The sequence below is a fragment of the Duganella paludis genome (genome assembly GCF_054461335.1).
On record NZ_CM136922.1, the window covers coordinates 825,725 to 851,412 of the forward strand.

A 25,688-nucleotide genomic window follows, 5' to 3' on the forward strand; every position below is an offset into this window, starting at 1 on the left:
CGGCGAGTGATTCAAGTCGCCGCCAATATACCTCATCAGTGGGCCGCCGCGTGGATCGAGCGGCCGCCGCCGGCGCTGGCCGGGCGCGGGTTCAGGCGGTCCAGGCGTCCGCTCAGCGCGGTCAGGCCGAACGCACCGAGTACCACCAGCGCGCCGATCCAGCCGGTATGGATCAGTCCCAGGTGCTCGACGATCAAGCCGCCACCCCAAGCACCGCCGGCGATGCCGAGGTTGAACGCAGCAATGTTCAGGCCCGAGGCCACATCCACCGCACGTGGCGTATAGTGCTCGGCCTGCTGCACCACATACACCTGCAAGCCGGCCACGTTGCCGAACGCCACCGCGCCCCACGCCAGCACCGTCGCCAGCACCAGCCATTTGTACGGCGCCGTAAAGCTCAGCACCAGCAGCACCGCAGCCAGGCCCAGGAAGATGATCTTCAACGCGCCCACCGGGCCGCGCTGGTCGGCCAGCTTGCCGCCCCAGATATTGCCCACCGCAACCGACACGCCGTACACCAGCATCACCAGGCCTACCGAATTCACGCTGAAACCGGTGATATCGGTCAGGATCGGCGCCAGGAAAGTAAAGGCCGTGAACGAACCGCCATAACCGAGCGCCGTGATGGCATACACCAGCAGCAGACGCGGTTCGGCCAGCACTTTCACCTGTTGCAGCAGCGAAGCCGGTTTGTTGTGCGCGATGGTCGACGGCACGAAGATCGCGCTGCCGATAATCGCCACCACGCCCAGGGCGGACACGGCCAGGAAAGTCTCACGCCAGCCGAAATGCTGGCCTATGAACGTCCCCAGCGGCACGCCGGTCACCAGCGCCACGGTCAGGCCGGTGAACATGATGGCGATCGCGCTGGCCGCCTTCTCCTTCGGCACCAGCGAAGTGGCGATGGTCGAGCCGATCGAGAAGAACACGCCGTGCGCCAGGCCGGTGAGGATGCGGGCGATCACCAGCGATTCGTAGCCGGGCGCCTTCCAGGCCAGCAGGTTGCCGAGGGTGAACAGCACCATCAGCGACACCAGCAACAGCTTGCGTGGCACTTTGCCGCTGAGCGCGGTCAGCACCGGCGCGCCGACGGCCACGCCCATGGCGTACAGGCTGACCAGCAAGCCGGCCGATGGCAGGTTCACGCCCAGATCGGCGGCGATAGTCGGCAGCAGGCCGACAATGACAAACTCGGTGGTCCCGATGGCAAACGCGCTGATGGTCAGCGCTAGCAGTGCAATTGGCATGACATAACTCCGTATAAGTTGATGTCATGCAGTATCGGGAGGTTTACCAATAAGAAAAAGACAGGCTGGCCGAAAACATCTTTGCGTCAATAGCAACAATCGCAGTAAGTGGAGATGGCGTCGTCTTGATGCAGATCAGACCGAAGCCAATAAAATTAATATTTTTACATTCAAAATCAATCCAGCACTATAAAATATTTTAAACTCCAACGCTATGTTGTTACAATTCGATAGTTTCTAAATGATAAAAATTGATCTATTGAATTTCATTCTACGAAAAAAGAGGCTGAAACTAGCAGTATTTCCATACGGCTAAAAAACCGGTAATATATGAATGAACTTAGGCATAAACTAAAGTTTGCCGGCGCCACTATCCAATTTAATATCCGCTTGATGCTGAGAAAAGAATGAATCAAAAAAACACCGGGGAATGGATACTTGATTCCGGCATCTGGTTGACTGCGAATATCGCCTCAGGCCTGCGATTAACCCAGACCAAAGCTGGCAACACTGTTTCACCACACCTGCAGGCGGACGATTTGCGCATCCTTATGCAAACCCGGGGTACTTCTCCGGGCGCGGCGCAGTTCCCGCCGGAATTTCGATATAACCCGAATGATGGATCGGCCCTGGCTTCACCGAGACCCGGACACGCCGCCCCATGGATTCCACCGTTTGGATCGCGCCCGCTCGCCCGCGCCCAAAATTCCGCAGCGGCCGGACTGCGCAACGCCAGCGTGCCGCTCACCTTATTCAATAAGGCTGGCCGCAACGAGGAAAGCCAGGAGGACGCCACCCTGCCCGTTCCGCCGCCGGGCGATTATCATTTCTTTTCCAGCACCTTCGGCACCGTTGAGAATGCGTTGCTAGCGATCGACGCCGGAAAGGGCTCCCTGTTCGGGTGGCTTCCGGCATCGAAAAAATGGCAGGCGCTGCAAAGCTCGAACGGTCAGCTTTTATCGGAATGCCACTTACCGCGCGAAGCATGGCGCGGCGAAATGGCCTGTGGTTTCCATAGCCGCCTGTATCTGCCCACTGCCGCAGGACTGGCGTGCGTCACGCCCGACCTGCCCGCGCTGCGCTATCACATCAGCCACATCGGCAAGGGCGCCGTCGTCGGCGCGCCTATCGTATTCAACCAGCAGATCTGGGCGCCCCTGCGCCAGGCCGATGGCGGCATTCAACTGGTCAGCGTGGACGCCGACGGCAACGCCGGCGCCACGCTGGCCGTGCCCGCCGCCTTGGGACAGGGCAAGCTCGACGGCGTGAGCCTGCCCGTTGCCTATGACCGCCAGGCGGTCTGGCCTGGCGAGCATGGCCAGTTGCATCTGCAGTTGCAGGCCGACGGCAGCGTCGCCGCGCAATTCCTGCCCTGGCCAGACGGCATTGCGCCGCAATTTCAATTCGGCAGTCCCTACCAGTCGTCCTCCGGCGCTTTGTGGCAGTTGTGCTTCGACAACCAGCACGACCATTATCTCTACCTGGAACTGGGCAAGGCGTCGCCCGAGCGGGTGCGCGCCGACTCCCCGCGCTTTTGTTCCGGGTCGATCAATTATCGCTTCGACGTCAAGTTGAAAAACCAGCCATGGCAGGAACCCGACAGCGGCGACGACGGCGCCGCCAATGAAGTCGTGATCCCGCTGCTGGAAGTGGGCCAAGGCGGCATCATCGGCCTGCGGCTCGCCAACAGCCAGAGCCTGGCGGGCTTGCTGGCCAGTCCGGACCGCACCCGCCTGCAACTGGTCTGGGACGACGACAACAGCGAAACGGTGTTTCATACCAACGTCGTGGACCGGCCTTGGCGCATGCGGCTGTTCACCCATGACGACCACCTCTGGGCCTACCATCCGGAATTCCCGCGCGCCATCTATGGCTGGAAATTAGCATGATCCTTCTGCACCGTCCCCGTGCCGCGCTCGCGGCCCTGCTCGCTTGCCTGTGCGCGCCGGCCCAGGCCGGCATCCAGCAAGCCTTCCTGGTTCAGAATTCCGGCTGGATGGAACCCTTCTACGCCGATCCGCAGTCCCAACTCAAGCCGCTGGTGGCGGCGGTGGCCCAGGCCGCCAGCGCCGCCGACGATACCGTCTACACCGTGGCGTTCAGTCAGGCCACCGCCGCCAATGTCTCGCCCAGGCTGCTCGGCCAGGGCCAGGGGGCGGCCGGCGTCGCCGGCCTGCTGGCGCCGCTCGAGGTGGCGCGCAAGGGCGTCTCGCCGGGGCTGGCCGACACCGACTTCCAGGAAGCCGTCACCAAGACCATCACCGGACCGTTCCACGCCGCCCCCGGCATCATCTGGATCTTCACCAACAACAAAAACAGTCCGGGCAACGACCAGGCCACCGCCGCCCGCAACCGCGAGTTCTACCGCCTGCTGCACCTGGAGCCGTCGATCACCAAGAGCGTGGTGTTCCCGCTGAAGATGCCGGTCCAGGGCAAGCTGTATGCGGCCAAGGGGCTGATGGTGTACGCGCTGGCCTATGGCCAGCCGGCGGCCGACGCCCTGACCCGGATCCTGGCCAACGGCCGCCTCGCGGCCGTGCTGACCAAGCCGCCGGCGCGGCTGAAGCCGGTCGACCAGGATGCCGTGCGGATCGTGCCGCAGGCGCTGCTGGACGCGCCGAACATGCGCGCCAGCCTGGGCAGCGACCAACGCACCCTGGTGCTGGACGTCGACGCCGATGCGCTGGCGCCGACGGTACGCCTGAACGCCACGCTGCAAAACCTGTTCTACCCCTACGCCATTGCCGGCGCCCAGGTCGACGCCACCCTCAAGGCCGGCCGCCAGCAGTTGCCGGTGCAGGTGGCGCCGGCCGGCATCACCGATCTGCAGCCCGGCCAGCAGCAAGCGGTGCGGGTGCAATTCACGCTGCCGCTGGAGCAAGTCCCGTCGGCCTGGTCCAGCCAGGCGCTGGCCGCCATGGGCAAGCAAGTGCTGCTGCCGATGCAGCTGAGCCTGGGCTTGAGCGGCCAACGGCTCGCCCTGGCGCCGGAATTCAGCGCGCAGATGCAGGAACTGTTTCCGGGCGACCCGATCGCCGAAGCGCTGATGCCGCCGTCCAGCGTCCAAAGTTCGCGCGCCAACGTGCCGCTGCTGGTGCGCGTCCAGTATCCGCTGACCCCGGTGCTGGTGCTGGTGGGCGGCGCGCTCGCCGCCGTGCTGGCGCTGGCCGCGCTGGGCCTGGTATCGACCCGCAGCAAACGCTACCAGCTACAGGTCGACGGCCTGCCGCGCCAGGTCCTGCTTAAGCCCTTCAAGTCGCTGACCTTGTTCGACCCCGAGGGACGCCGCGTCGGCGAAATCCGCCGCGGCTTGGGCCGGCCCGTCGTGGTCGGCGTCGAAGACGGCCACACGCTGCGGCTGGTTTGACCCCCATTTCTTTCTTCATTCACCGTTCCCCAGGAGACATCCCATGGCCCAAGATTCCAAAGACAACACCGGTTTCACGCTGCCGCCGCCGGCCGACGGCGCCGCCGCCGCACCGGCCGCCCAGGCCAGCGTGCCGACCGAGGCCACGGTGCTGAGCCCGACCGGCGCCGACACCTCGTCGCGCGACCTGCTGATCGGCGGCGGCATCCTGCTGGTACTGTTCATCGCCTTTTTCTTTGCCAAGAACGCCTACGCCAACACGCTGGTGGTCAAGCGCGTGCCGCCCAACAAGGCCAACGCGGCCGGCTGGTGGCTGTTCATCTTCCTGGCCACGCTGGCCGCCGGCGTGGTGCTGGCGGCGGTGAACGCCGCCAAGTTCATGGCGCCGTTGATCATCGGCCCGATCGCCCTGGTCAGCCTGGTGGCGCTGGTGCTGAGCTTTGTCTCGGCCCGCAAGTAACGCCTACACAGACCGTCGAATAGAGGAAACGGCCATTATGGACAAACTGAATCAAACCATCGGTGCGGGCGAACGCAAGACCGAGCAAACCATGGACATGCGCCCCACCCTGTTTATCGGCATCGGCGGCACCGGCATGGAAGTGCTGATGCGCGTGCGGCGCCGCATCCTCAACACCTTGTGGGGCGGCAGCGGCGCCCGCACCCGCGTCGAGAGCCTGGCGGCGTTCCCGGTGGCGCAATTCATCCAGTTCGACCTCGACACCGGCGCCGTCATCGACAGCGGCCGCGCCCAGGCCGAAGACCTGCAATACGACCTGGTCAAGTTCAGCGACGAGGACAAGATCGTCGAATCGTTCGACATGGACAAATACAGCCGCGACGACGACGCCCTCGAGAAATACCCGCACATCAAGGAATGGCTGTCGCTCACGCCCAAGAAGATCCGCGAGCTCGGCATCGACCCGGCCAAGGGGGCCGGCCAGATCCGCGCCGTCTCGCGCCTGTACCTGTTCGACAAGTACGCCAAGGTGCGCGACAAGATCCGTCTCAAGCTGCGCACGCTCAAGGCCGGCCTGTCGCACGAGCGCCAGCTCAGCGAACTGGGGCTGCGCATGGAAAGCAGCAAGTTCCGCATCGTGGTGGTCGGCTCGGTGGCCGGCGGCACCGGCTCGGGCGCCTTCCTCGACATGGGCTTGCTGGCGCGCTGGCTGGCCAAGAGCGAGGTCGACCATGCCGACGTCGAACTGCTGCTGTTCCTGCCCACCGGCTACGCCGGCGCCAACAAGGACCGCACCGAGGCCAACGGCTACGCCGCCCTGATGGAGCTCGAATCGGCCATGCTGGGCAACAAGGGCTATGTCGGCCGCTGGGACGCCTACGACCAGCCCGAACTGCCGCGCGAACCCTATAATGAAGTCTACCTGATCGATTCGGGCAACCTGGCGCAGCAACGCACCGACGACATCAAGGACGTCTACCACATGGTGGCCGACGCCCTGTTCGAAGACTTCGCCTCGGGCGATTTCGCGCGCCGCAAGCGCTCGGTCGCCGTCAACCAGGCCCAGCACAAAAACTTCCTGCACGACGCCCTGGTGCCGAAGTCGCGCTTTGCCGACATGCGCCTGTCCTATTCCAAACGCTTCTCGGCGTTCGGCCACGCGGTGCTCGACACCCGTCAGGAGGCGCGGCGCGACGAACAGGCGCACCGCTGGGCCGGCGCCATGCTGAAAACCTTCTTCGGCGTCGGCGGCAGCGACGCCAGCATCAACCGCGCCACCGACAAGCAGCGCGACGAATTCATGGCCGCGCAAATGGCGCTGCGCGCCTTCCCGTTCAGCGACTTCCCCGAGTTCTCCGACAAACGCATCGAACTGAAGCGCTCCAGCGGAGAATTCACCGATTACCAGATCGTCGAAGACCTGCTGCAGGACAAGCACGGTCTGCTGCTGGCCGGCGTCGAGCAGCGCGTCAACAGCCGCATCGACGACATCCGCAGCGGCTTCGACCGCGCCGAGTGGCCGGCCCAGGTGCGCGAAGCGGTCCGCCAACTCGAGCGCGACGCCGTGCGCGACCAGGACTCCACCGCCGACACCACCGAGGACCGCGTCGCCAAACGCCGCCGCGAAGTGCTCGAGCGGATCAAGCAGGCGGTGCGCGACCAGTTGTACGCCTATCTGGACAACAAGGAGTTCGGCGGCCTCGAATACGTGCTGTCGCTGGTCGAGCAGATCAAGGACCGGCTGGAAGCGCCGGGCGCCGGCCTGATGCAGGCGCTGGGCGTGAACGCCGAGCGCTACCGCGAAATCAAGGAGGCGGTGCGCACCCGCGAATACGAGCGCCTGCTGACCAACCTCGAGCAGACCAAGGGCGGCTTGTTCGGCAGCGGCGAAAAGCAGGCGGTGGCCGTGATGGACCACCTGCGCACGGAAATCGCCAACGCGCTCAAGTTCCACCTGCGCGCCAAGGCGGCGGAAGAAGCGGCGCTGCTGATGCAGGAGCTGTCGGCCTGGCTGGGCCGCAAGACCGGCGTCGACGCCCAGGGGCGCGCCGTCTGGAGCGGCCTGGTGGGCGAACTGCAGGCCGGCCGCGAAGCGGTGCTCGAAATGCTGGCCCAGCTCGAACGGGCCAACGTCATCCTGCAGCAGGACCTCAACAAGGACCACGCGACGCTGATCGCCGTCGCCACCAGCGAGGTGCCGCGACCGATGCCGGGCGCGGCGCAACTGCGCGAGTGGGCCGATGAAGCGTTCCGCGACCTGGGCGGCTCCAAGGCCTTGTTCCCGATGCTGGGCGAGGCCGCGCAGCGCGGCGACATCCTGAACAAGGTCAAGCGCATGGCCGAGCGCCAGTTGTCGCTGGCCAGCGCCGACGACGGCGGCGCCGCCGCCGATCCGCTGATCGACGCGCTCGACCAGATGACGGCGGCCGAACGCCTGGACCGCTTCCGCAAACTGTTGGCGTGCGCCATGCCGTGGGTGGAAGCCAACCTCTCGGGCGACTTCCAGGCCAAGGCCGACCAGTACAAATGCTTCCTGGGCGTGGCCAATTCCGAACTGTTCAAGCGCAAGTTCGGCCACGAGCTGGATGCCGTGATTCCGTCCGGCATGACCACGGCGCAATTGTCGATCGTCGAAACCGGCGTGCCCGGACGCGCGGTATGCTATTGCGAACTGTCCGGCTTCCCGATGACGGTACTGCGCGGCATGGACGGCTGGCGCACCAGCTACCGCAAGGAAGCGGAAAAAAGCCCGACCCACACGCACATCGACTCGACCCAGTTCAGTCATCCGATGGCGCCCACCACCGATGAAATCAACCGCCTGGCGGAAGACTTCAAGCAATTCCTGCTGGCCATCATGCTGGGCGTGCTCACGCGCTCGACGTTGCGCCTGGTGCCGCCCGGCCAGTACCAATTCGCGGTGGCGCGCGGCGACGTGCGCCGCATCGGCAACGAACGCGCGGTGCGCCAGAACGGCCTGCCGGCCACCTACCGCGACGCCATCGTCAGCCGCGTGCAAGAGCGCATCGCCGACCTCGATGCGATGCAGACCGTGGCGCTGGCGATGCTGGCCGACTACTACGAAAACGCCGTCTACACGCCCAAGCTGGTGGCAGACGGCACCGGCTCCGAGTCCGAACGCAAAGGGTTCGCCAGCGCCATCGCCGCCGAGGCCGAACGCGACCTGCGCGACAAGGCCCGCCGCAAGGGCGTGAGTGACAGCGAAATCGACAAATTCGGCAACCGGCTGCTCGATCAACTCAAACGCTGGTGCACGGTGGTGGCCGATTCCGACGAGGACGCCTACGACTGGGAGGTACGCGAACCGGGCGAAGACGGCCTGCCGCGCCTGAAATATGTGCTGAAGGCCGACGTGTTCGAAGCCGGCCATCTCGACGCCCTGGTCGCCGGCGGCGCAGCGGCTGCGGTCGCACCGGCCATGGGCGCGGCGGCCCTGCCGCCGGCGCTGCCGGTCGCCGCGCCGCCGCTGGGCGGCATGCCGGCAGCGCCGATGGCGCCCGTGCCTGAGCACCAATATCACCTGGGCGTCAACGGCCAGCAATATGGCCCGTACAGCGCCCAACAGGTGGTCCAGATGGCGCAGGCCAACCAGATCATCGTCGCGCAGACCAAGGTCTGGCGCCAAGGCTTGGCCGCCTGGACCGATCTGTCGCAGCTGGCGGAACTGGCAGCACTGATGGCGGGCGCGGCGCCGACGATGGCGCCGCCGCACTTGCCCCCCCCATTGGCCTGAGGATCCGCCGTGAAGAATTGCACCAGTTGTGACGCCACGCTGTTTACCGCCGTAGCGTATTGCCCGTTCTGCGGCCACCCCAGTGGGGTGGCCGCGCCCGCCGAGACGGCGGCCGCGGCGCCGTCCGTCGCCAGCGCGCCGGCCGCGTCGATGCCGGCGCTTGCGCCTGAGCCGGTGCCGGTGCCGGAGCCGGCCCCTGAAGCAGTCGTGGCGCCGGCGCCCCGGCCGACGGCGAACCGGCCGAAAGCGGCGCCGAAGTCTGCAGCGCCGAAGTCTGCAGCACCGGCGCCAGCCGCGCCGGCGCCCGCTGCCGTGGCACCGGCGACCGCAAGCGCGGCCGTTGCGACCGCATCGCCACGCCAGCGCAGCTGGGGCAAATTCGTGTTCCTGGGGGTGGTCGTATTGGCGGTGATCGGCTATCTGGGCCGCACCCCGGCGCCGGACGACAAAGCCTGCAGCGCCGCCTTCGACGCCGGCACCAAAATGCTCTCCGCCGGCGACCTGGCCGGCGCCCGCACCCAAAGCCTGCAAGCCAACGCCCTGTGCCGCGATGCGGCGCGAGTCAAGGCCGAGACTCTGGCGACGGCGCTGGCCGACGCCGACAAGGCCGGCAACGCCTGCGGGCGGGCGCTCAACGCCATCGACAGCGAGTTCGACGACCAGCGGTTGAATACCGCCCGCGACCATCTGAATCAGCTCGACGGTAGTTGTAGCGCGCTGCCGGCCGCCGCCAAGCTGCGCCAGAAGTTGACTGGCGCCCAAGCGAACGCTGCCGCCGCGCTGCAAACGGTCCGTCAAGCGATCGCCGAACGCAACAAGGCCGCAGCCCACCAGGCGCTCGAGCGCCTGGCCTCGGTCAACAGCGAAGCGGCCGACTTGCCGGCCCTGACGGTCCTGGTCGACAGGCTGCCCGACGAGGTCGATGTCGCCGAACCATCGGCACCGGCGCTGTCCACGACGTCGCCGACGACGCCGCAACCTGTGGCAGCGCCCAAACCTGCGGAACCGCCGGCAGTCAAGCCGGATCCGGCGCTGAGCGCCAAGACCGAAATGGCCCAGTCATTCGTGCGCGACGCCGAAACGGCTTTGGCGCAACGCAAATTCGATGCGGCGCGCACCTATCTCGACAGCGCGCGCCGCATGGACCCCGGCAATCCAAAGATAGACGGTTTGGCGCAACAAATCCGCGAACGTGAACGTCAGTTGCTGCAGCAAGAAACGACGATCCGTTAAGCCCGACCTTATTACTTGTTTCCTTCAGGAGGTTTATATGTACTCAAAACAATCAACCAAAGCCATCGCCTCCGTACTCCTCGCCGCGTTGGTGGCGGGCTGCGCCACCGTACCGCAACAGCAGGGCCGCCAGGCCAGCGCGCCCGAGCAGGACGCCGATCCTTGCAGCGTCGGCAAGTCCGCGCTGGCCGGCGCGGCGGCAGGCGCCCTGCTCGGTGCGCTGCTTGACGGCAAAAAAGGCGCGATGAAAGGCGCCGCGATCGGCGGCGCGGCCGGCGCGCTGGGCTGCGTCGCCATCAATGCGCAATCGCGCCAGACCCGCACCGCAGCCCAGGTCGATCAGGACTACGTGCGCAGTCGCGGCGCGTTGCCGCGCGAGCCGCAGGTGGTTTCTTACCAGCCCCAGCTCTCGAGCAACATCGTACAGCGCGGGCGTCCAGTAAAAATCACCACGACCGCAGAACTGGTCAACGGCACGGCGACGCCGATCACGGAAGTACGGGAAGAACTGGTGGTGTTCGACAGCCACGGCGAACAAATCAAGAGCGGCGCCAAACCGCTGGTCAACCGCAGCGGTGGCCGCTTCGAAAACACCTTTGAGGTCAGCCTGCCGGAACAAGCTTCGCAGGGCATCTACACCATGAAGACCAACCTGTACATCAACAACAAGCTGATGGCACGGCGCGACATGAATACCCAACTCGTATGGGACGGCCGCAACGCGGTCATCGTGGCCGGCCTGTAACCACGCCGGTGAACCGCAGCCTGCTGGCCGTCACGACATCAGATATCCGATGAAATGATGGCCAGGCGGCCGCCGTCCAGCTTGGCCGCCGACAGGTCGGCGGCGATTTCCTTGATGCGCGCCTGGTGCAGCGCGAACGCTTTCAGGCCCGATACCCGGCTGGCGCCGCCCAGCATCGCCAGCGCGCTGCCGGAAATGCGACATTGGCGCCAGGAGTCCACCACCTGCACGTCGAAGTCGATAAAATCGCCGTAGACGCTCTTCTGGACATTCCTCAAGCTCTGTTGCTGTTCCATGTTAGCTCCATCGTTAGCGTTGCGCCTGCGGACTATTTTCCAGAAACAAAGTTATCATCAGGCATTCTATCGCGATTTCTGAGCAAAATACTATGGAACTCTCACCGAATTTTGACCAAATCAGATCGAAGATTACACATATCATGCGGGCTGTTGCCAAATCCATCAGATCAGCCCACAATCTCTAGTGCACATTTCTTGATACTGAGATACCGTCTTTGAGGAAGTACGGTGGTGCACAGAGTTACATCCACCTTGCAGAGAGTCAAAATTAACGCCTCGCGCACCAATATTTAGTATATTTTCTCGAAAATTAACTTTCTTCCAGTGCAAAAAAAATTAAATCTGGAGCATCACTAATCTGCACGTTTCATTCAATAATAAAGACTGATAAATTATATGAAAGAATTTAGTGAAGTAATATCTCTACTTGCAAATATTTTTACACTCATTACTTCGTCAATTTTTCTTTATCTATTTATAAAAAAAGGTCCGGCAATAGCAGCCGCCCTACGGCTCTTATTAAATTTCTCATTCCAAACCACGCTAGGAGAATTGAGAGAAAAACTGGAAAGATTGAACGAATATCATGCGGGAGATCCAGATGGAAATAAGGAAATCGTCAATATTTTTCACGAGCTGCATGGTCAAATTTGTGGAAACCCCAGACTACTGACGGCCATGCCTGATGTGGCTGAAAAATTAGAAAAAATGCTAAAATCAAGTAGAGGCATAACTGAACCTAGGAAGCGCGCAATGGTTAGTGAACTACGTGAGATCTTGAAAAATCTAAATGTTGATAATTTTGAGAATTTTTTTGGAGATGGGCAATGAGTAAAATTGTACAGGCTGTTAATGCAATGATTTCCAATCCAGAAAAGATCACTGACGTCGTAGAAAATGATGATGAATACTTCTTCCTCTACAACAATAAATTCAAATGGTCTATTCGTGATTCGGATTCCGGAATAATTATATATTTTTACTCCGTTAATATTTCGATTCGGGAGTTAGCTGGCTTTGATGATTCAGATTGGTATGGTTTTAAAGGAATGGTTGTGTACAAAGTTACGGACATAGGCACCAAAGAGGCTTTTAGTTCATTTCAAGATTTATATAACCTTGTAAAAGAAAAATTATATGGTGTGGATGCTATGCTTGATGAAATAATTAAGGATGATGTTCCATTCTAGTTACACTAGCAGGAGATAGCGGTCAGTGCGATATACGACTCCCACTATCAAATATAAACATCGTTAGGATCGATATTACCAAAGTGCAATCGGAGCTATCTTTCTACAACTTTATGAACTCTGAAAAACTCGCCCTCCTCGTCACCCGCGAGATGCCATATGGCAAGTACAAGGGCCGCAAGATCGCCGATTTGCCCGGGCATTATCTGGGCTGGTTCGCGCGCGAAGGCTTTCCTTCCGGCGAATTGGGCGGCCTGATCGCGCTCATGTACGAACTCGATCACAACGACCTGCGCGCCCTGCTCGATCCGATCCGCCGGGCACATCGGCAACAGTGACATCCCGGCAATGCAAATACGTGTATAAATACGTTATTGCATTGTTTGTCTAGGAGAACGTCATGGCCGAGCACCCGCATGGCTGCACCTGCTTCATCATTCCGTCCAAGATGCTGCGCAAGCTGGCGCAGGCCACCGCCGATGACTGCGAACGGGATTGCCTGCTCGACCAGGCCGAGATGTCGGCCCACTTGCGCGGGCAGCGTTCGGTCGCGCCCGTGATGATGGGCCTGGTCGCTGCCACCGGCGAAAAGCGCCGCACCATCTACGACGCCCAGAACAAAACCCAGTTGCCCGGCAAGCTGGTGCGCAGCGAGGAGGGCAAGCCGTCCACCGACAAGGCGGTCAACGAAGCCTTCGAGGGCTCCGGCGCCACCTACGATTTCTTCCGCGAAGTGTTGAAGCGCAATTCCATCGACGGCAAGGGCTTGCGGCTCGATTCCACCGTCCACTACCAGACCCGCTTCAACAACGCCTTCTGGAACGGCCAGCAGATGGTCTACGGCGACGGCGACGGCAAGCTGTTCCTCGGCTTTACCAGCGCCATCGACGTCATCGCCCACGAGCTGACCCACGGCGTCACGCAGTATGCGGTGCCGGGCGGCCTGGTGTACGAGGACCAGAGCGGCGCGCTGAACGAGTCGATCTCGGACGTGTTCGGCAGCGTGGTCAAGCAGTGGAAGCTCAAGCAGAACGTCGAGCAGGCCGACTGGCTGATCGGCGCCGGCCTGATGACGGCCGAAGTCGGCAAGGCCTTGCGCTCGATGGCCGATCCCGGCAATAAGGCGCTCACCTGGTCGGGCGACGACCAACCGAAAACCATGGCAGGATACGTGGAGGACGGCGACGTCCACACCAATTCCGGCATCCCCAACCACGCGTTCTATGCCGCCGCCATCGCGCTCAAGGGCAACTCGTGGGACAAGGCCGCGCCGATCTGGTACAAGGCGCTGCCGCAACTGACCCCGAACGCCACCTTTGCCGACATGGCCAAGGCCACCACGGACGCGGCGGCCTTGCTGTACGGCGCCGATTCAGCCGAACAGCACGCCGTGCAGGCGGCCTGGAAAGTCGTCGGCGTGACGTGACGTGACATGGTAAGAGCATAGCGAAGGAAGCATCATGCGTTTGATTTTAAAATGTACCGGCGGCTTCGCCGGACCGGCCGGGGCGCAGACGCGCACGGTCGACCTGGCGCAACTGCCGTCGGCCCAGGCCAGCGAGCTGGAGCAACTGCTGCGCGCCAGCGACTTCTTTGCGCTCCATCCCAAGCTGGTGAAGGAAGCGCCCAAGTCCTGGGACTTTCAATACGATCTGGAAGTGGATGACGGCGGCCAGGCGCACTGCGTCCGCTACCATCTGGACGAGGCGCCAGCGCCGCTCAAGCAACTGACCGAAAAGCTCAACGACGAAGTGGCGCCGGACTAGCTTATCTTCAGTTCCGCATAGCCGGTGCGCAGGTCGTGCTCGCGCGTAAAGCGCTGGTCGGGCAGCAGCGCCAGCAGCAACTCCGCCGTGGTGCGCACGATGCAGCCGGCGCCCACGTGCCCGCCCAACACCTTGCCGTTGGCGTCGGACACCGACATGTGCAGGTGCGCGCCGTCGGACGAGATCGATCCGGCCAGGGTCAGGATCTCCAGGTCGCCACGCAGCTCGGTCAGCTGTTCGGCGCCCGCATAGCGCAACACCGCCACCTCCAGACTGCCGATGCCCTGCAACACGAATCCGGCGCTGTGGCCGCTGTTCCGCAAGGCCGCCAGCACCGACGCCTTCAGGTCGTCGCCGGGATGCAAACGCAAGGGCAGCGGCAGCATGCTCAGCCCAACAGGCGCTTGAACTCGCCGCTGGCGATCAGCTTTTGCAGATCGGTGGCGCCGCCGATCAAAGTGCCGTTGATGAAGATCATCGGGAAAGTGGCCCAGCCGCTCCACAGCTTGAGCGCCAGACGCGGACGCCAGCTGGAGAAGTAGTTGCCGTAGCTGAGATATTTGTGAGCCACGCCCTGCCCGTCCAGGATCTTGCGCGCCTTGGCCGGGAATGGATTCAAGCCCATGCCGACCACCACCACCTTGTTGGCGGCAATGGCGGCCTCCAGCTCGGCGATCAGTTCGCGGTGATAGCCGCTGATCTGCGCCAGGGCGGCAGGATGGATACGGGCTTGGTCCAGGATGGTACGTGTCATTGTTGCCTTATAAGTTGAGTTTGCTAATTTTGGTGCCTTCGAGATTCAGGTTCGCCATCAAGCCGGCGTTGGTGAGCACGAAAGCCTGCACCGGATTGTTGGCGGTGTTGGTGTCGATCTCGCCGTTGGCGCCGACTTTGATCAGCGCCACCGAGCCGTCCACACCGGCCGTCCAGCCTTTGCCGTTGCGGAATTTATCCAGCGCCTCGCGGCTCATGAACAGCAGCACCACGGCCTTGGACTGCGCGCCGGCCTGGAAACCGACCGACAGCGACGCCACGCTGTAATAATCCGCCACCTGGCCGCCGGTGCGCAGCACGCCCTTGCCGTATTCTCCACCGACAACCAGTCCGGCCGCAACCACATTCGGGAACACCAGCACACCGTTGGCCTTCTGCACCAGTTCGCGCGAGCCTTTGACTTCCTTGTACAGACGCTCCAGCGTGGTGTAGGCGCCCTGCTCGATTTCGGTCTTCACCGCCGCCGCGCTCGGCTTGGCTTCGCCGGTGGTGGTGGTGCAGGCGCTCAGGGCCAGGCCCGCAAAGGCTACTGCGGCGGTTGCGCGCATCAGGAAAGTACGTTTCAGCATGACAGTCTCCAGAAAAAGTAGGGTTAATCGATCATAAACTCACGCCGACCCTCCTCGTCGCACTGTTGAGCGCTCTGATCCGTTTGCTCGAACGCTGAACACAGACGATTGCCTTGCGGGTCTTCCAGCCGGGGATGCACACGCAGCATATACCTTCCCGGCCGCCAGCGCTGAGCCGGGGTGAAAATCCAAGCGCTGTCGTCCGCCGCCAGCCGTGCCGTGCCGGCCAGCCGGCGGCCGTCCGGGCCTTGCAGCGCCAGCATTGCGGCGGCGTCACTGTCCAGGATTTGGGGGAAGGCGATGCGGAGCGGCGTGCGGCTGCCGCGTTGGACAGTATGCAAAGTCCACTGTGCCGGCGCTATGCGTTGCCGCAAGGCCGGCTGCACTTGCCAGCGCTTTTCCACCGCCTGGCCCAGTTGCGGATCGTCGATGCGCAGCAGCACGGTGCGTCCGGCGCGCAAAGCCGGGCCGAGCACCACGTTGGGGCCGACGCCGGTCTTGATGCGGCCGGGATGCAGCAGCAGCGTCACGGTTTTTTCGTCGCGGCCGGCCAGCGGCAGGTCGAGGAAGGCGTCGGGAATCGGCGTGCCGTCGCCGTCCAGCAGCCGCACGTGATGCATGTCCAGCGGCGCGGCGAGCGGCGCGTCCAGATGCAGCACGATGCGCAGCAGGTTTTCCGGCACCGCCGGGCCGGACGGCGTGACCAGCGTGGCGGCGAACGCAGCCGGCGTGGCCGGCAGCAGGGCCATCGCCAGCGCCAGACTACTTCGCCTGCTCAGGATAGCCTTCCAGCCCACGGGCATATTTATGGAAGTCACGGAATTTGTCTCCTTCCGGATAGCGGTAGTCGGGGAAGTCGTACTCGTTCACGAAATCGCTCAGGCGCAGGTGGGCGCCCTTGAGTATCGACACCAGCTGCATCTGCCCGGTAGCGTCTTCGCGCCGCAGGGCCAGCAGCAGTTGCGGGTTCAGGTTGTCGACGCGCAGCGCGGCCGACATCGGCGTCATCAATCCCTTCACGCCCAGGTAAGGCTTGGCCGGCCATTCGATCGGCGTGTTCAGGCCGGGCGCGGCGGCGGCGGCGTTGAGGTCGGCCTCGGACAGCAGGTCCGCCGAGCGGCTGGAGTTGACCAGCAAGGCCACCTCGGCCTCGCCCTGCTTGTAGGTGACCAGGCCGTTCGGCGCACTGCCCCAGCCCATCTCGCCCACGGTCTTGGCGACGATGTGCGCGCCGTCCTTCAAGTCCTTGAGCGGGATCACCACCAGCGGCGTGCAGGTATAGGCCGCCAGCAGCGACGGCTCGCCGGCGATGGTCATCACCGCCATGCTGCGGATCGGCGCGCGCGTTTCCACCTGGTTGTGCACCGGGTGGTACATCTCCACAGTGGTGGCTTGCGCCTTGCCGCTGAACGGGTAGTCGTACACCCGCAAGGTCGAGGCGAAGCTGCGGTTGGACAGGCCGGCCACGTACAGCTTGTTCTGGTGGAAGCGCATGTCGGTCACGGTCAGGGTTTGCGCCGGCAGGTCGCGCCAGAAATTCACATCGGCGGACGGCGCGTCGGCGATGGCGGCCGAAGCGGCGGCCGAGGTCGCCTTGGCCAGGTCCAGCCGCGTCACCTTGCCCGCCGCGTCGATGCTGACGATGGCCGGCGTCGACTTGCCTTTGGCGCCGCGCACCGTCAAGGCCACGAAGGCCAGCTCGCTGTCCGGCTGCACCGCCAGGTCTTCGAAGCGCAGGGCCGACGGCGCCACGCCCAGCGCCTTGGCGATCGGCGCCTGAACATCCATCAGGTTGAAGGGCTTGCCGGCCGCCTTGGCCGGCGCCGCCACCGGCAGCGCATAAATGCGTGCGCCTTTCCAGTCGGCCACGAACAGGGTGTGAGCGTCGCCAAAGGTGAGCTTGGCGGCGGACTGCATCGCCGGTGCGGCATGGGCCGGCGCCGCTGCGGCGCAAACGGCCGCCACGCAGGCGGCAAGAATACGAAAGTGCATGTTGGTCTCCTGGTCAGTGCCGCGTAATACGGCTCGCCAACAGTAGCACTGCACTTTCCCCGAGTCTTCACTCGTATGGGGAGTCGGTCCGGTCAGCGGTTAACGAAGGCCAGGCGCTTGCCCTCGCGCAGCATGGTGGCGAATTCCGCCGCCGGCACGGGCTGGCTGAACAAATAGCCTTGCAGCTGGTCGCAACCGAGCTCGCGCAGGAAGGCCATCTGCTCGGCCGTCTCCACGCCCTCGGCGACGATTTCCTGGCGCAGTTGCTGCGCCATGGTGACGATGGCGCGCGCGATGGCGCAATCGTTTTCTTCATACGGCAGGCCGATCACGAAGGAACGGTCGATCTTCAGGGTGCTGATCGGGAATTTCTTCAGGTAGGCCAGACTGGAGTAGCCGGTGCCGAAGTCGTCCAGCGCCAGCGCCATGCCCATGGCCACCAGCTCGTTCATGATCGAGATCACCTTGTCGGTGCCGCGCACCAGCAGGCTTTCCGTGATCTCCAGGTTGATCTGGTCCGGCTGCACGCGGTGCTTCTCCAGAACCGCCGCGATGCGCTTGGGCAGTTCGCTGTCGAACTGCCGCGCCGACAGGTTGACCGCGATCGGCGGCATGATCAGATTGCTGTCGCGCCATTCGCGCACCTGGCGGCAGGCTTCCTCCAGCACCCAGGTGCCGAGGTCGAGTATCAGCCCCGTCTCCTCGGCCACCGGAATGAATACGCCCGGCGACACCAGCCCGCGCATCGGATGGCGCCAGCGCAGCAGCGCCTCGGCGCCGACGATGCGGCCGCTGCGCAGGCTCACCTTGGGCTGGTAGTACAGCTGCAGCTCCTGGTTCACCAGCGCCTGGCGCAGCTCGCTCTCGATGCGCAGGTGCTCCTTGGCGCGCTGGTTCATCTCCTCGCTGTAGAACAGGAAGTTCGATTCGATGCTTTGCGCCGCCTTGGCCACGGCCACGTCGGCGCAGCGGATCAGGGTCGGCACGTCGATGCCATCCTCGTTGTACGAGGTGATGCCGATGTGCGCGCCCACCTGCAGACTGTGCGAGGCGACCGCGATCGGCGACGACAGCGCCGCCAGCAGCTTCTTGGCGACGATGCCCGCGTGTTCGCGCTTTTCCACGTGCAGCAACGCGATGGCGAAACGGTGGCCGTCGAGCCGCGCCAGCACGTCGCCCTCGCGCAGCGAACCACGGAAGATGCGGCCGATTTCGCACAGCAGCTCGTTGCCGATCTCGTGCCCCAGCGTGTCGCTGATGGCGCCGATGCGGGTGATCTCGATCACCATCACCGCGCCCTGCTCGCCGGAACGCTTGGTTTCGGTCAGCGCCTGTCCCACCAGCTGTGACAGCAGGCACAGGTTGGGCAGGCCGGTCAGCGGATCGTAGTTGGCCATGCGCTGCATGCGCGCCTCGGCGTCCTTGTGCACGCTGATGTCGGAGAACAGCGAGAAGGTGTGGCTGATCTTGCCGTTCTGGTCGCGCACCGCGCTGATGGTCACCGATTGCGGGAACATCTCGCCGTTCTTGCGCTTGCCGACGATCTCGCCGCGCCACGGCCCGCCGCCCTGCATGGCCGAGCGCACCTTGGCGCGGAAGTCGGCATCGTGCACGCCCGAGCGCAGCAGGTCGGGCGTCTTGCCGATCGACTCGGCCGGCGTGTAGCCGGTGATCCGCGTGAAGGAGGAATTGATGGAGACGATGCGTTCATGGGCGTCGGTGATCAGCACGCCCTGCTCGCTGTCTTCGATGATGCGCGCGTGCAGGTTGATCTTGTCCAGGTCCGACAGCGTCTGGTTGGCCTGCGACAGCCGCACCCGCATGCCGCACGGCTCGCCTTCCTCGTAGCGCAGCGCGATGTCGAGGTGGACCCAGATGATCTCGCCGTTCTTCTTGCGCCGCCGCACCTCGGTGCGGGCCGCCGTTGCGCCCGGATCATGCTCGAAGAACAGCTCGGCGATATTGCCGTCGTCGTCGTCCTCGGCGTACAGGAACAGCACATGCTGGCCCTGGACCTCGGCCGCCGTGTAGCCGAACATGTGTTCCGCGCCGTCGCTCCAGGCGGTCACGTAGCCGGTCAGGTCCAGCTCCAGCGAAGCGTCCGTCCCTAGCATGTCGGCCGGCCGCAGCGAGGCTTGCAATTCGGTGAGCGCCGCATCGAGTACGGCCAATGTCTGTTCCAGCGCCTCGCCTTGTTCACTCCGGGCTTGGCGGCTCAGGGAGAGACAACGCTCGATCGCGTCACGCATGGGGGCTACCTGTCTTGCCGGCCGCCACACCCTGCATCCATAATAGCGCGTCGACGGCGATCCGGTTGTAGGCAAGTGGATCGATCTGCAACGCCTCCAGGCAGCCGGAAAGCGCGGCATCGTCGTCGCGCTCGGCCGATTCGACCACGCACAACAGCTGTCCCATCTCGCCCTCGTGCGACAGCAAGGCCTGCTGCACCGATTCGCTGACGGTCAGCGGTTTCAGCACCTCGTCCAGCGGCATGCCGAACAGCACGCCCAGCAGCGAGAACATGCCGACCATGAAGGCCTGCTCCTGGTGCGGCTTATCCTCGCCGCTGGCCTTGGACAGCAGCTCCATCGAACGCGCCCGCACCGCCACGCGCGACAGCAGCATGGCCGAGCGCTGGTCGCCCTCGCGCGAGGAAAACAGCATCAGGTTGAGCCAGCGCCGCAGCTGCGAGCGGCCCAGCAGCAGGATCGCCTGCGAGAAACTGGTGACGCGGCGGCCGGTGCCCATGCCCAGTGAATTGACCAGCCGCAGCAGGTGGTACGACAGCGTCGGGTCCTGCCGCAGCAACGCTTCGATTTCATGGGTGTCGGCATCGGCCGAGACCAGTTGCACCAGTTGCAGCGCCAGCGCGCGCGAGGCGGCCTGGGTGCCGACCGCCTTGGCCGGCGGCACCAGGAACCAGTCGCCTTCGACCCACTGCACGGCGGGCGCCAGGTCCTTGTCCAGCACCTGGTCGGCGCGGTGCACCTTGTCTTCCTCCAGCACCTTCCAGCCGGCCTGCGCCAGGGCCTGGTTGAGCTCCTGGCTGAGTTCGTGACCGGTGTGCGGACGGTAATAGCAAGGCATGCCGCCGGCGGCCAATTCTTCAAGTAGATTCAGCGGGAGTTCGGGCACGCCGGCGGGCAGGCGCGCGGCGTCCAGCAGCAATGCCGCCGGGATGCCGTTGCGGTCGGCCAGAGGATGTATCAACACAGGCGTGGCACTCAATGCGGTCATGGAGATGCTCCAGCGGGAGACTGACAATTATCCTGCTATGGTACTCCGAAACTATTGGCCTTAGTCAATATTATGATGCGGCAGATGGGTGATGAGACGCGCGAACAGGCCGGGCTGGCGCATGCGGTCCAGCCACCAATTCAGCGCGGCACCGTTTTCGCCGCTGCGCCAAGCCAGGTAGAAGGTCTCGGCCGGCTTGGGCTCCTCCACCTGCTTCTCCACCAGCAGACCGGCAGCAATGGCGGCGCGCGCGCACGGTTCGGGCAGGAAGCCGAAGCCCATGCCGGCCAGCTGGTACTGGTACTTGGTCTTCATGTCGGGCACGGTCAGCGTGTCTTGGCCCAGCAACAAACCGACCGTGCGCGGCGCCATCTGGCGCGCGGAATCGGCCACGCTGATGGCGCGGTGGTGTTGCAAATGCGTCCTCTCCAGTACCCCTTCCACCGCCGCCAGCGGGTGCGACGGCGCCACCGCGAACACGAAGTTGATCTTGCCGATAGGCTCGGACACATAACCGCCACCCGCCGGGCCGTCGCCGGCCGCGCCCACCAGCAGGTCGGCGCGGCGGTCCAGCAGGGCTTCCCAGGTGCCGGACAGGGCTTCTTGGACGATGCGCAGGCGGGTCTGCTTGGCCACCTCGTAGAAGGCCGGCACGTCGGCGTGGAACAGGCAGGGCGAGAACATCGAATCCATGGCCACCGCCAGCTCGGTCTCCCAGCCGGAGGCCACGCGGCGCACCCGGTGCTCCAGGTCCTGGGCCGCTTTCAGCAGGTAGCGGCCCTCCTTGAGCAGCTCGGCGCCGGCGGCGGTCAGCTCGACGCGCGGGCCGTTGCGCTCGAACACCTGGACGCCGAGATCGTCCTCCAGCTTGCTAACCGTGTACGAAATGGTCGATGGCACGCGGTGCAATTCCTTGCCGGCGGCGGAGAATGAACCGCGCCGGTCGATGGCGTCGACGATTTGCAGGGCTTCCAGGCTAAGTCTGAGCATTCGAATTTTTCGATAGTAGAGGGGTAAATTTTCCGTTTTTTTAATCTGAATCCGAGGTCTACAATGTGATTCATGGATGCAGCGATACGAAAGATTCCTTTCAAAATTATCGCACATTAACCAACAAAGAAACGGAGCTCATCATGTTGCAAGTACGTCATTCTGATTCGCGCGGCAAAGCCAACCACGGCTGGCTGGATTCGAAACACAGCTTCTCGTTCGGTCACTACCATGACCCGGAACATGTCGGCTTCGGTCCGCTGCTGGTCATCAATGAAGACAAGGTACAGGGCGGCCAGGGCTTCGGCACGCACGGTCACCGCGACATGGAGATTATCTCCTACGTGCTGAGCGGCGCGCTGGAACACAAAGACAGCATGGGCACCGGTTCGGTCCTGCACTACGGCGACGTCCAGCGCATGAGCGCCGGCACCGGCGTGCGTCACAGCGAGTACAACGGCGACCCCTCGCAGCAAGTACACTTCCTGCAAATCTGGATCCAGCCCAACCAGCTGGGCATTCCACCGAGCTACGAAGAGAAAAACTTCACGCCGGAAAGCAAACAGGGCAAGCTGGCCCTGATCGCCTCCGGTGACGGCCGCAACGGTTCGGTGCTGATCCATCAAAACGCCGAGATCTATGCGTCCATCATGGCTGAAGGCGACCGCCTGAGCCACGAGCTGAAAGCGGGCCGCATGTCGTATGTGCACCTGATTCGCGGCGCGGTGACCGTCAACGGCGTGCACCTGAAAGCCGGCGATGCGCTGAAAATCACCGACGAAGCACTGGTGACGCTGGAGCAAGCGGAAGATGCGGAATTACTGGTATTTGACCTGCCGAAATAAAGTTCCGCCAGTTTTGGTATCATGAAGGGCGCGCCGGGGTCTGTTGGACAGCCCGGCGCGCCTTTTTTACCTAATACGATCAGAATAAAGAGCAAAACCATGTCGCAGAGCGCAGAAATCCCATCCCAAGACGAAGTGAACTACGTCACCTCCTGCGCCCTGCCGACCCCGTGGGCCCAGTTCACCCTGCACGCCTTCGTCGAGCAAGCCACGGGCAAGGAACACCTGGCCATGGTGCTGGGCGACATCGGCAACGGCGCGCCGGTGCTGGCGCGCGTGCATTCGGAGTGCCTGACCGGCGACGTGCTGTTCTCGCAACGTTGCGACTGCGGCGCCCAGCTCGAAGGCGCGCTCAAGAAGATCGCCGACGAAGGCCGGGGCGTGCTGCTGTACCTGCGCCAGGAAGGCCGTGGCATCGGCCTGATCAACAAAATCCGCGCCTACCGCCTGCAGGAAGCCGGCGCCGACACGGTGCAGGCCAATGAACAGCTGGGCTTCAAGCCCGATCAGCGCAACTATGCGCTGGTGAAACCGATGCTGGCCCAGTTCGGCGTGAAAAGCTTACGCCTGATGACCAATAATCCGCGTAAGATCGATGCCATGACTAAACTGGGTGTCGAGGTGGCCGAGCGGGTTCCGCTGCTGGTCAACCGCAATGCCTTCAACCAGTATTACCTGGATACCAAGGCCGCCAAACTGGGCCACATGATGACGCCGCTGACCCCGGCGCCGGTGGAGGATGGCGCGCTGTAAGGTAGCAACGATTTAAGGACTGCATGAAAGTCAAACAGCTCGCACGTATTCTTGCAATCACCTGGGCCTGCGCCGGCGTCGCGCTGGCGGCCCCGAATCCTCCCGCCGCGCAACGGCCGGCCGCGCCGGCGACGGCTGCGCCGCCGGTTGCGCCGGCTCCCGCCGCTGCCCCTGCAGCCGGTCCCGCTACCGCACCGGCAGCACCGGGCGCCGCCGCCGACAACGCCGACACCGCACCGCTGCCGCCGCCTTCCAGCGCCGCCCAGCACCTGTACGCTTCCGCCAAGCACGACATACTGCAAGTACGCTCGCTGCTGAAAAGCGGCCGCACGCAGTCGTCGGTCGGTTCCGGCTTCCTGATCGGCACCAGCAACCTGGTGGTGACCAACTACCACGTGGTGTCGCAGTTCGCGCTCGATCCCGACACCTACGTCGGCGAATGGGTGGACACCAGCGGCCAGCGCGGCAATGTCGAACTGCTGGCGGTGGACGTGCTGCACGACCTGGCGGTGCTGCGCGTGAACCGCAACGGCACCGGCTTCTTCAAGATGCCCGAACAGCTGGCGCGCCTGACGCAAGGCCAGTACCTGTACTCGATGGGCAATCCGCTCGACCTCGGCTTCGCCATTTCCGAAGGCGCCTACAACGGCGTCATCGCGCGCAGCTTCTACGACCAGCTGATGTTCACCGGCCCGATCAACTCCGGCATGAGCGGCGGCCCCAGCGTCACGGCCGATGGCTCGGTGGCCGGCGTCAACGTGTCCAAGCGCCTCGACGGCGAGCTGGTCAGCTTCCTGGTGCCGGCCCGCTACGCGCAAGACCTGCTGAAGAAAGTCGAAGACCAGACCAAGGCGCCGGCCGACTTCACGGCCGTGGTGGCCGGCCAGTTGCTGGCGCACCAGAGCGCGATGGTCAATCAGCTGCTGGCCAGTCCGCTCAGCCTGAAACCGATGGGTCCGTACCAGGTGCCGGTGCGCGAGTCCGAACAGATGCGGTGCTGGGGCCGCTCCAACGTCAAGGCCGACAAGCCGTTCACGGTGGACGACGCCAGTTGCGCGATGGAATCGGCGATCTTCGTCAGCGGCTCGCTGCAGACCGGGCAGATCAGCATCCGCCACCAGTTCCTGCGCAGTGCCGGCCTGGACAGGCTGCGCTTCGCGCAACTGGCCAGCGCCTCGTTCAAGAACGAGCACTTCGGCAGCAACAAGGACACCCGCCTGACCGGTCCCAACTGCACCGAAGACTTCGTCAAGAACAAAGACCTGCCGCTGCGCGCCGTGCTGTGCGTGCGCGCCTACCGCAAGTTCTCCGGCCTGTACGACTTCGCGCTGTTGACCGCCAGCACCGACCAGGGCCTGATGAGCTTGCAAAGCCGGCTCGATGCGCGCGGCGTCTCGTATGAAAACGGCCTGCGCCTGACGCGGGTGTTCCTCGATTCGCTCTCGCTGGCGCCGAAGAAAGGAGGCGCGAAATGAAAGCCCCCTACTTCGTCGAAATCCTGGCGCGCAACGGCGACGTGCTGCACCGGCACAAGGTAGCGCAGCTGCCGATCCGCATCGGCCGCAGCTACGACAACGAAATCATCCTCGACGACGCCCACAGCGCGGCCAGCCACGCGGTGGTCGACATCGACGAGCACAACCAGATCGTGCTGCGCGACCTCGGCAGCAAGAACGGCACCGTCTTCAAGGGCCGGCGCCATTCCAGCGTCACGCTGGACGGCAACACCGTGGTGCGCCTCGGCCACACGCGGCTGCGGGTGCGGCCGTACGACTTCCCGGTGGCGGCGGAAATCGCCGACACCACCATGCACGGCTGGGAAGGCGGCACGCCGGCCGCCATCGGCCTGGTGCTGATCGCCGTGTTCAGCTGCCTGGAAACCTGGCTATCGGATGTGGAACCGTTCGCGCTGATCCGCTACCTGCTGGTGCTGGCGTCGAGCCTGGCGGCGGGCATGTTGTGGGCGGGCGTGTGGGGACTGGCCAATCGCCTGTTCGGCAGCCATGCGCGCATGGGGCGGCATCTGTTCATCCTTGGCAGCGCGCTGGCGACGGTGGGCTTGTGGCGGGCCGGCAGTTCGCTGCTGGCGTATGCGTGGTCGGCCGAGTCGCTGACGCGCTACGGCAACCTGGTGACGCTGGCGATCGCCTGCGGCATGGTGTTCTTCCACCTGCTCACCATCAAGCCGCACCACCCGCGCCGCTTCCTGATCACGGCGACGGTGATGCTGCTGGCGGGTTCGGGACTGATGGTGATGGCCAACCTGCAAAGCACGGGCCGCGCGGCGGACGAGCTCTACATGTCGGTACTGCTGCCGCCGGAAGTGAGGCGCAGCGAAGACCGCAACGTCGATCAATTCATGGTCAACGCCGGAAAACTGAAGGGTGCGATCGACGATGCCCGCACCCAGACCGTCAAGGCCGGCGCCGCTGAAGCCGAAGACGACGACGACAGCCCGGCCGAGTAA

The 25,688-nt window shown here is 63.9% G+C and carries 25 protein-coding genes; 15 read left to right on the forward strand and 10 right to left on the reverse strand.

Translation table 11 applies throughout. The annotated features are described in order from the left end of the window. Positions 1-35: 35 nt before the first annotated feature. Positions 36-1,247 (reverse strand): MFS transporter, encoded by a 1,212-nt coding sequence (locus ACXZ1M_RS03700; RefSeq protein WP_459051860.1) that lies wholly within the window; start codon positions 1,245-1,247, stop codon positions 36-38. 407 nt (positions 1,248-1,654) lie between these two features. Between ACXZ1M_RS03700 and ACXZ1M_RS03705 the strand changes: the two genes are divergently transcribed. The 6 genes from ACXZ1M_RS03705 to ACXZ1M_RS03730 are packed head-to-tail and all read left to right on the forward strand — an operon-like array spanning position 1,655 to position 10,806. After that, positions 1,655-3,136 carry a hypothetical protein gene (locus ACXZ1M_RS03705; protein ID WP_459051861.1) on the forward strand — a complete coding sequence of 494 codons (1,482 nt, stop codon included), beginning with the start codon at positions 1,655-1,657 and terminating at the stop codon, positions 3,134-3,136. Continuing rightward, a complete protein-coding gene (locus tag ACXZ1M_RS03710; protein WP_459051862.1) occupies positions 3,133-4,614 on the forward strand; it encodes a hypothetical protein in 1,482 nt (493 codons plus the stop codon). Before ACXZ1M_RS03705 ends, ACXZ1M_RS03710 begins: the two co-directional genes overlap by 4 nt. 43 nt (positions 4,615-4,657) lie before the next feature. Beyond that, complete coding sequence (locus tag ACXZ1M_RS03715) at positions 4,658-5,074, forward strand: hypothetical protein (protein ID WP_459051863.1); 417 nt, start codon at positions 4,658-4,660, stop codon at positions 5,072-5,074. Positions 5,075-5,111: 37 nt separating this feature from the next. Continuing rightward, on the forward strand, positions 5,112-8,828 hold the full coding sequence (locus tag ACXZ1M_RS03720; RefSeq protein ID WP_459051864.1) for a tubulin-like doman-containing protein: 3,717 nt from the start codon (positions 5,112-5,114) through the stop codon (positions 8,826-8,828). A gap of 9 nt (positions 8,829-8,837) precedes the next feature. Then, a complete protein-coding gene (locus ACXZ1M_RS03725) occupies positions 8,838-10,061 on the forward strand; it encodes a hypothetical protein (RefSeq protein ID WP_459051865.1) in 1,224 nt (407 codons plus the stop codon). Positions 10,062-10,098: 37 nt separating this feature from the next. Further along, positions 10,099-10,806, forward strand: coding sequence for a glycine zipper 2TM domain-containing protein (locus tag ACXZ1M_RS03730; protein ID WP_459051866.1), 708 nt, complete (start codon positions 10,099-10,101; stop codon positions 10,804-10,806). A gap of 38 nt (positions 10,807-10,844) precedes the next feature. Here the strand turns inward: ACXZ1M_RS03730 and ACXZ1M_RS03735 are convergent, their stop codons facing one another. After that, a complete protein-coding gene (locus ACXZ1M_RS03735; RefSeq protein ID WP_459051867.1) occupies positions 10,845-11,102 on the reverse strand; it encodes a hypothetical protein in 258 nt (85 codons plus the stop codon). A 399-nt stretch (positions 11,103-11,501) separates the two neighbouring features. Here ACXZ1M_RS03735 and ACXZ1M_RS03740 point away from each other — a divergent pair, with 399 nt between their 5' ends. The 5 genes from ACXZ1M_RS03740 (at position 11,502) to ACXZ1M_RS03760 (ending at position 14,061) form a co-directional block, all read left to right on the forward strand. Further along, the gene (locus ACXZ1M_RS03740) at positions 11,502-11,936 is read left to right on the forward strand and encodes a hypothetical protein (protein ID WP_459051868.1); all 435 of its coding nucleotides are present in this window, start codon (positions 11,502-11,504) and stop codon (positions 11,934-11,936) included. After that, positions 11,933-12,295, forward strand: coding sequence for a hypothetical protein (locus ACXZ1M_RS03745; protein WP_459051869.1), 363 nt, complete (start codon positions 11,933-11,935; stop codon positions 12,293-12,295). Before ACXZ1M_RS03740 ends, ACXZ1M_RS03745 begins: the two co-directional genes overlap by 4 nt. A gap of 113 nt (positions 12,296-12,408) precedes the next feature. Next, positions 12,409-12,633 carry a DUF3820 family protein gene (locus tag ACXZ1M_RS03750; protein WP_459051870.1) on the forward strand — a complete coding sequence of 75 codons (225 nt, stop codon included), beginning with the start codon at positions 12,409-12,411 and terminating at the stop codon, positions 12,631-12,633. A 62-nt stretch (positions 12,634-12,695) separates the two neighbouring features. After that, complete coding sequence (locus ACXZ1M_RS03755) at positions 12,696-13,721, forward strand: M4 family metallopeptidase (protein ID WP_459051871.1); 1,026 nt, start codon at positions 12,696-12,698, stop codon at positions 13,719-13,721. A gap of 34 nt (positions 13,722-13,755) precedes the next feature. Beyond that, positions 13,756-14,061, forward strand: a complete 306-nt coding sequence (locus tag ACXZ1M_RS03760) for a protealysin inhibitor emfourin (protein WP_459051872.1) — start codon at positions 13,756-13,758, stop codon at positions 14,059-14,061. On the opposite strand, the gene ACXZ1M_RS03765 is transcribed toward ACXZ1M_RS03760, so the two are convergent. The 8 genes from ACXZ1M_RS03765 to ACXZ1M_RS03800 form a co-directional block, all read right to left on the reverse strand. Beyond that, positions 14,058-14,447, reverse strand: a complete 390-nt coding sequence (locus ACXZ1M_RS03765) for a PPC domain-containing DNA-binding protein (protein WP_459051873.1) — start codon at positions 14,445-14,447, stop codon at positions 14,058-14,060. The genes ACXZ1M_RS03760 and ACXZ1M_RS03765 overlap by 4 nt on opposite strands. Positions 14,448-14,449: 2 nt before the next feature. Beyond that, positions 14,450-14,815 (reverse strand): glutaredoxin, encoded by a 366-nt coding sequence (locus tag ACXZ1M_RS03770; protein WP_459051874.1) that lies wholly within the window; start codon positions 14,813-14,815, stop codon positions 14,450-14,452. Between the two features lie 7 nt (positions 14,816-14,822). Next, positions 14,823-15,404, reverse strand: a complete 582-nt coding sequence (locus tag ACXZ1M_RS03775) for a BPSL1445 family SYLF domain-containing lipoprotein (RefSeq protein ID WP_459051875.1) — start codon at positions 15,402-15,404, stop codon at positions 14,823-14,825. Between the two features lie 23 nt (positions 15,405-15,427). After that, a complete protein-coding gene (locus tag ACXZ1M_RS03780; RefSeq protein WP_459051876.1) occupies positions 15,428-16,222 on the reverse strand; it encodes a hypothetical protein in 795 nt (264 codons plus the stop codon). Further along, positions 16,167-17,396 carry a hypothetical protein gene (locus ACXZ1M_RS03785; RefSeq protein WP_459051877.1) on the reverse strand — a complete coding sequence of 410 codons (1,230 nt, stop codon included), beginning with the start codon at positions 17,394-17,396 and terminating at the stop codon, positions 16,167-16,169. The genes ACXZ1M_RS03780 and ACXZ1M_RS03785 overlap by 56 nt, the downstream gene beginning before the upstream one ends. A 92-nt stretch (positions 17,397-17,488) precedes the next feature. After that, positions 17,489-19,645 (reverse strand): putative bifunctional diguanylate cyclase/phosphodiesterase, encoded by a 2,157-nt coding sequence (locus ACXZ1M_RS03790; RefSeq protein WP_459051878.1) that lies wholly within the window; start codon positions 19,643-19,645, stop codon positions 17,489-17,491. Further along, the gene (locus ACXZ1M_RS03795) at positions 19,638-20,633 is read right to left on the reverse strand and encodes an EAL and HDOD domain-containing protein (protein ID WP_459051879.1); all 996 of its coding nucleotides are present in this window, start codon (positions 20,631-20,633) and stop codon (positions 19,638-19,640) included. The genes ACXZ1M_RS03790 and ACXZ1M_RS03795 overlap by 8 nt, the downstream gene beginning before the upstream one ends. A gap of 60 nt (positions 20,634-20,693) precedes the next feature. Further along, positions 20,694-21,623 carry a LysR substrate-binding domain-containing protein gene (locus tag ACXZ1M_RS03800; protein ID WP_459051880.1) on the reverse strand — a complete coding sequence of 310 codons (930 nt, stop codon included), beginning with the start codon at positions 21,621-21,623 and terminating at the stop codon, positions 20,694-20,696. Between the two features lie 143 nt (positions 21,624-21,766). Here ACXZ1M_RS03800 and ACXZ1M_RS03805 point away from each other — a divergent pair, with 143 nt between their 5' ends. The 4 genes from ACXZ1M_RS03805 to ACXZ1M_RS03820 all read left to right on the forward strand — a co-directional run bounded on the left by ACXZ1M_RS03805 (position 21,767) and on the right by ACXZ1M_RS03820 (position 25,688). Further along, positions 21,767-22,468: a pirin family protein gene (locus ACXZ1M_RS03805; protein ID WP_459051881.1), complete on the forward strand. Its 702-nt coding sequence runs from the start codon at positions 21,767-21,769 to the stop codon at positions 22,466-22,468. A gap of 99 nt (positions 22,469-22,567) precedes the next feature. Continuing rightward, a complete protein-coding gene (gene ribA, locus ACXZ1M_RS03810) occupies positions 22,568-23,221 on the forward strand; it encodes a GTP cyclohydrolase II (protein WP_459051882.1) in 654 nt (217 codons plus the stop codon). A gap of 23 nt (positions 23,222-23,244) precedes the next feature. Then, a complete protein-coding gene (locus ACXZ1M_RS03815; protein WP_459051883.1) occupies positions 23,245-24,696 on the forward strand; it encodes a S1 family peptidase in 1,452 nt (483 codons plus the stop codon). Continuing rightward, positions 24,693-25,688 (forward strand): FHA domain-containing protein, encoded by a 996-nt coding sequence (locus ACXZ1M_RS03820; protein ID WP_459051884.1) that lies wholly within the window; start codon positions 24,693-24,695, stop codon positions 25,686-25,688. The genes ACXZ1M_RS03815 and ACXZ1M_RS03820 overlap by 4 nt, the downstream gene beginning before the upstream one ends.

Coding starts and splice junctions, on each gene's coding strand:
- ACXZ1M_RS03820 (WP_459051884.1), top strand. CDS start 24,693: ATGAAAGCCCCCTACTTCGTCGAAATCCTGGCGCGCAACGGCGACGTG.
- ACXZ1M_RS03795 (WP_459051879.1), bottom strand. CDS start 20,633: ATGACCGCATTGAGTGCCACGCCTGTGTTGATACATCCTCTGGCCGAC.
- ACXZ1M_RS03785 (WP_459051877.1), bottom strand. CDS start 17,396: ATGCACTTTCGTATTCTTGCCGCCTGCGTGGCGGCCGTTTGCGCCGCA.
- ACXZ1M_RS03720 (WP_459051864.1), top strand. CDS start 5,112: ATGGACAAACTGAATCAAACCATCGGTGCGGGCGAACGCAAGACCGAG.
- ACXZ1M_RS03765 (WP_459051873.1), bottom strand. CDS start 14,447: ATGCTGCCGCTGCCCTTGCGTTTGCATCCCGGCGACGACCTGAAGGCG.
- ACXZ1M_RS03760 (WP_459051872.1), top strand. CDS start 13,756: ATGCGTTTGATTTTAAAATGTACCGGCGGCTTCGCCGGACCGGCCGGG.
- ACXZ1M_RS03745 (WP_459051869.1), top strand. CDS start 11,933: ATGAGTAAAATTGTACAGGCTGTTAATGCAATGATTTCCAATCCAGAA.
- ACXZ1M_RS03735 (WP_459051867.1), bottom strand. CDS start 11,102: ATGGAACAGCAACAGAGCTTGAGGAATGTCCAGAAGAGCGTCTACGGC.
- ACXZ1M_RS03815 (WP_459051883.1), top strand. CDS start 23,245: ATGAAAGTCAAACAGCTCGCACGTATTCTTGCAATCACCTGGGCCTGC.
- ACXZ1M_RS03740 (WP_459051868.1), top strand. CDS start 11,502: ATGAAAGAATTTAGTGAAGTAATATCTCTACTTGCAAATATTTTTACA.
- ACXZ1M_RS03770 (WP_459051874.1), bottom strand. CDS start 14,815: ATGACACGTACCATCCTGGACCAAGCCCGTATCCATCCTGCCGCCCTG.
- ACXZ1M_RS03730 (WP_459051866.1), top strand. CDS start 10,099: ATGTACTCAAAACAATCAACCAAAGCCATCGCCTCCGTACTCCTCGCC.
- ribA (WP_459051882.1), top strand. CDS start 22,568: ATGTCGCAGAGCGCAGAAATCCCATCCCAAGACGAAGTGAACTACGTC.
- ACXZ1M_RS03750 (WP_459051870.1), top strand. CDS start 12,409: ATGAACTCTGAAAAACTCGCCCTCCTCGTCACCCGCGAGATGCCATAT.
- ACXZ1M_RS03705 (WP_459051861.1), top strand. CDS start 1,655: ATGAATCAAAAAAACACCGGGGAATGGATACTTGATTCCGGCATCTGG.
- ACXZ1M_RS03700 (WP_459051860.1), bottom strand. CDS start 1,247: ATGCCAATTGCACTGCTAGCGCTGACCATCAGCGCGTTTGCCATCGGG.
- ACXZ1M_RS03755 (WP_459051871.1), top strand. CDS start 12,696: ATGGCCGAGCACCCGCATGGCTGCACCTGCTTCATCATTCCGTCCAAG.
- ACXZ1M_RS03800 (WP_459051880.1), bottom strand. CDS start 21,623: ATGCTCAGACTTAGCCTGGAAGCCCTGCAAATCGTCGACGCCATCGAC.
- ACXZ1M_RS03775 (WP_459051875.1), bottom strand. CDS start 15,404: ATGCTGAAACGTACTTTCCTGATGCGCGCAACCGCCGCAGTAGCCTTT.
- ACXZ1M_RS03790 (WP_459051878.1), bottom strand. CDS start 19,645: ATGCGTGACGCGATCGAGCGTTGTCTCTCCCTGAGCCGCCAAGCCCGG.
- ACXZ1M_RS03715 (WP_459051863.1), top strand. CDS start 4,658: ATGGCCCAAGATTCCAAAGACAACACCGGTTTCACGCTGCCGCCGCCG.
- ACXZ1M_RS03710 (WP_459051862.1), top strand. CDS start 3,133: ATGATCCTTCTGCACCGTCCCCGTGCCGCGCTCGCGGCCCTGCTCGCT.
- ACXZ1M_RS03805 (WP_459051881.1), top strand. CDS start 21,767: ATGTTGCAAGTACGTCATTCTGATTCGCGCGGCAAAGCCAACCACGGC.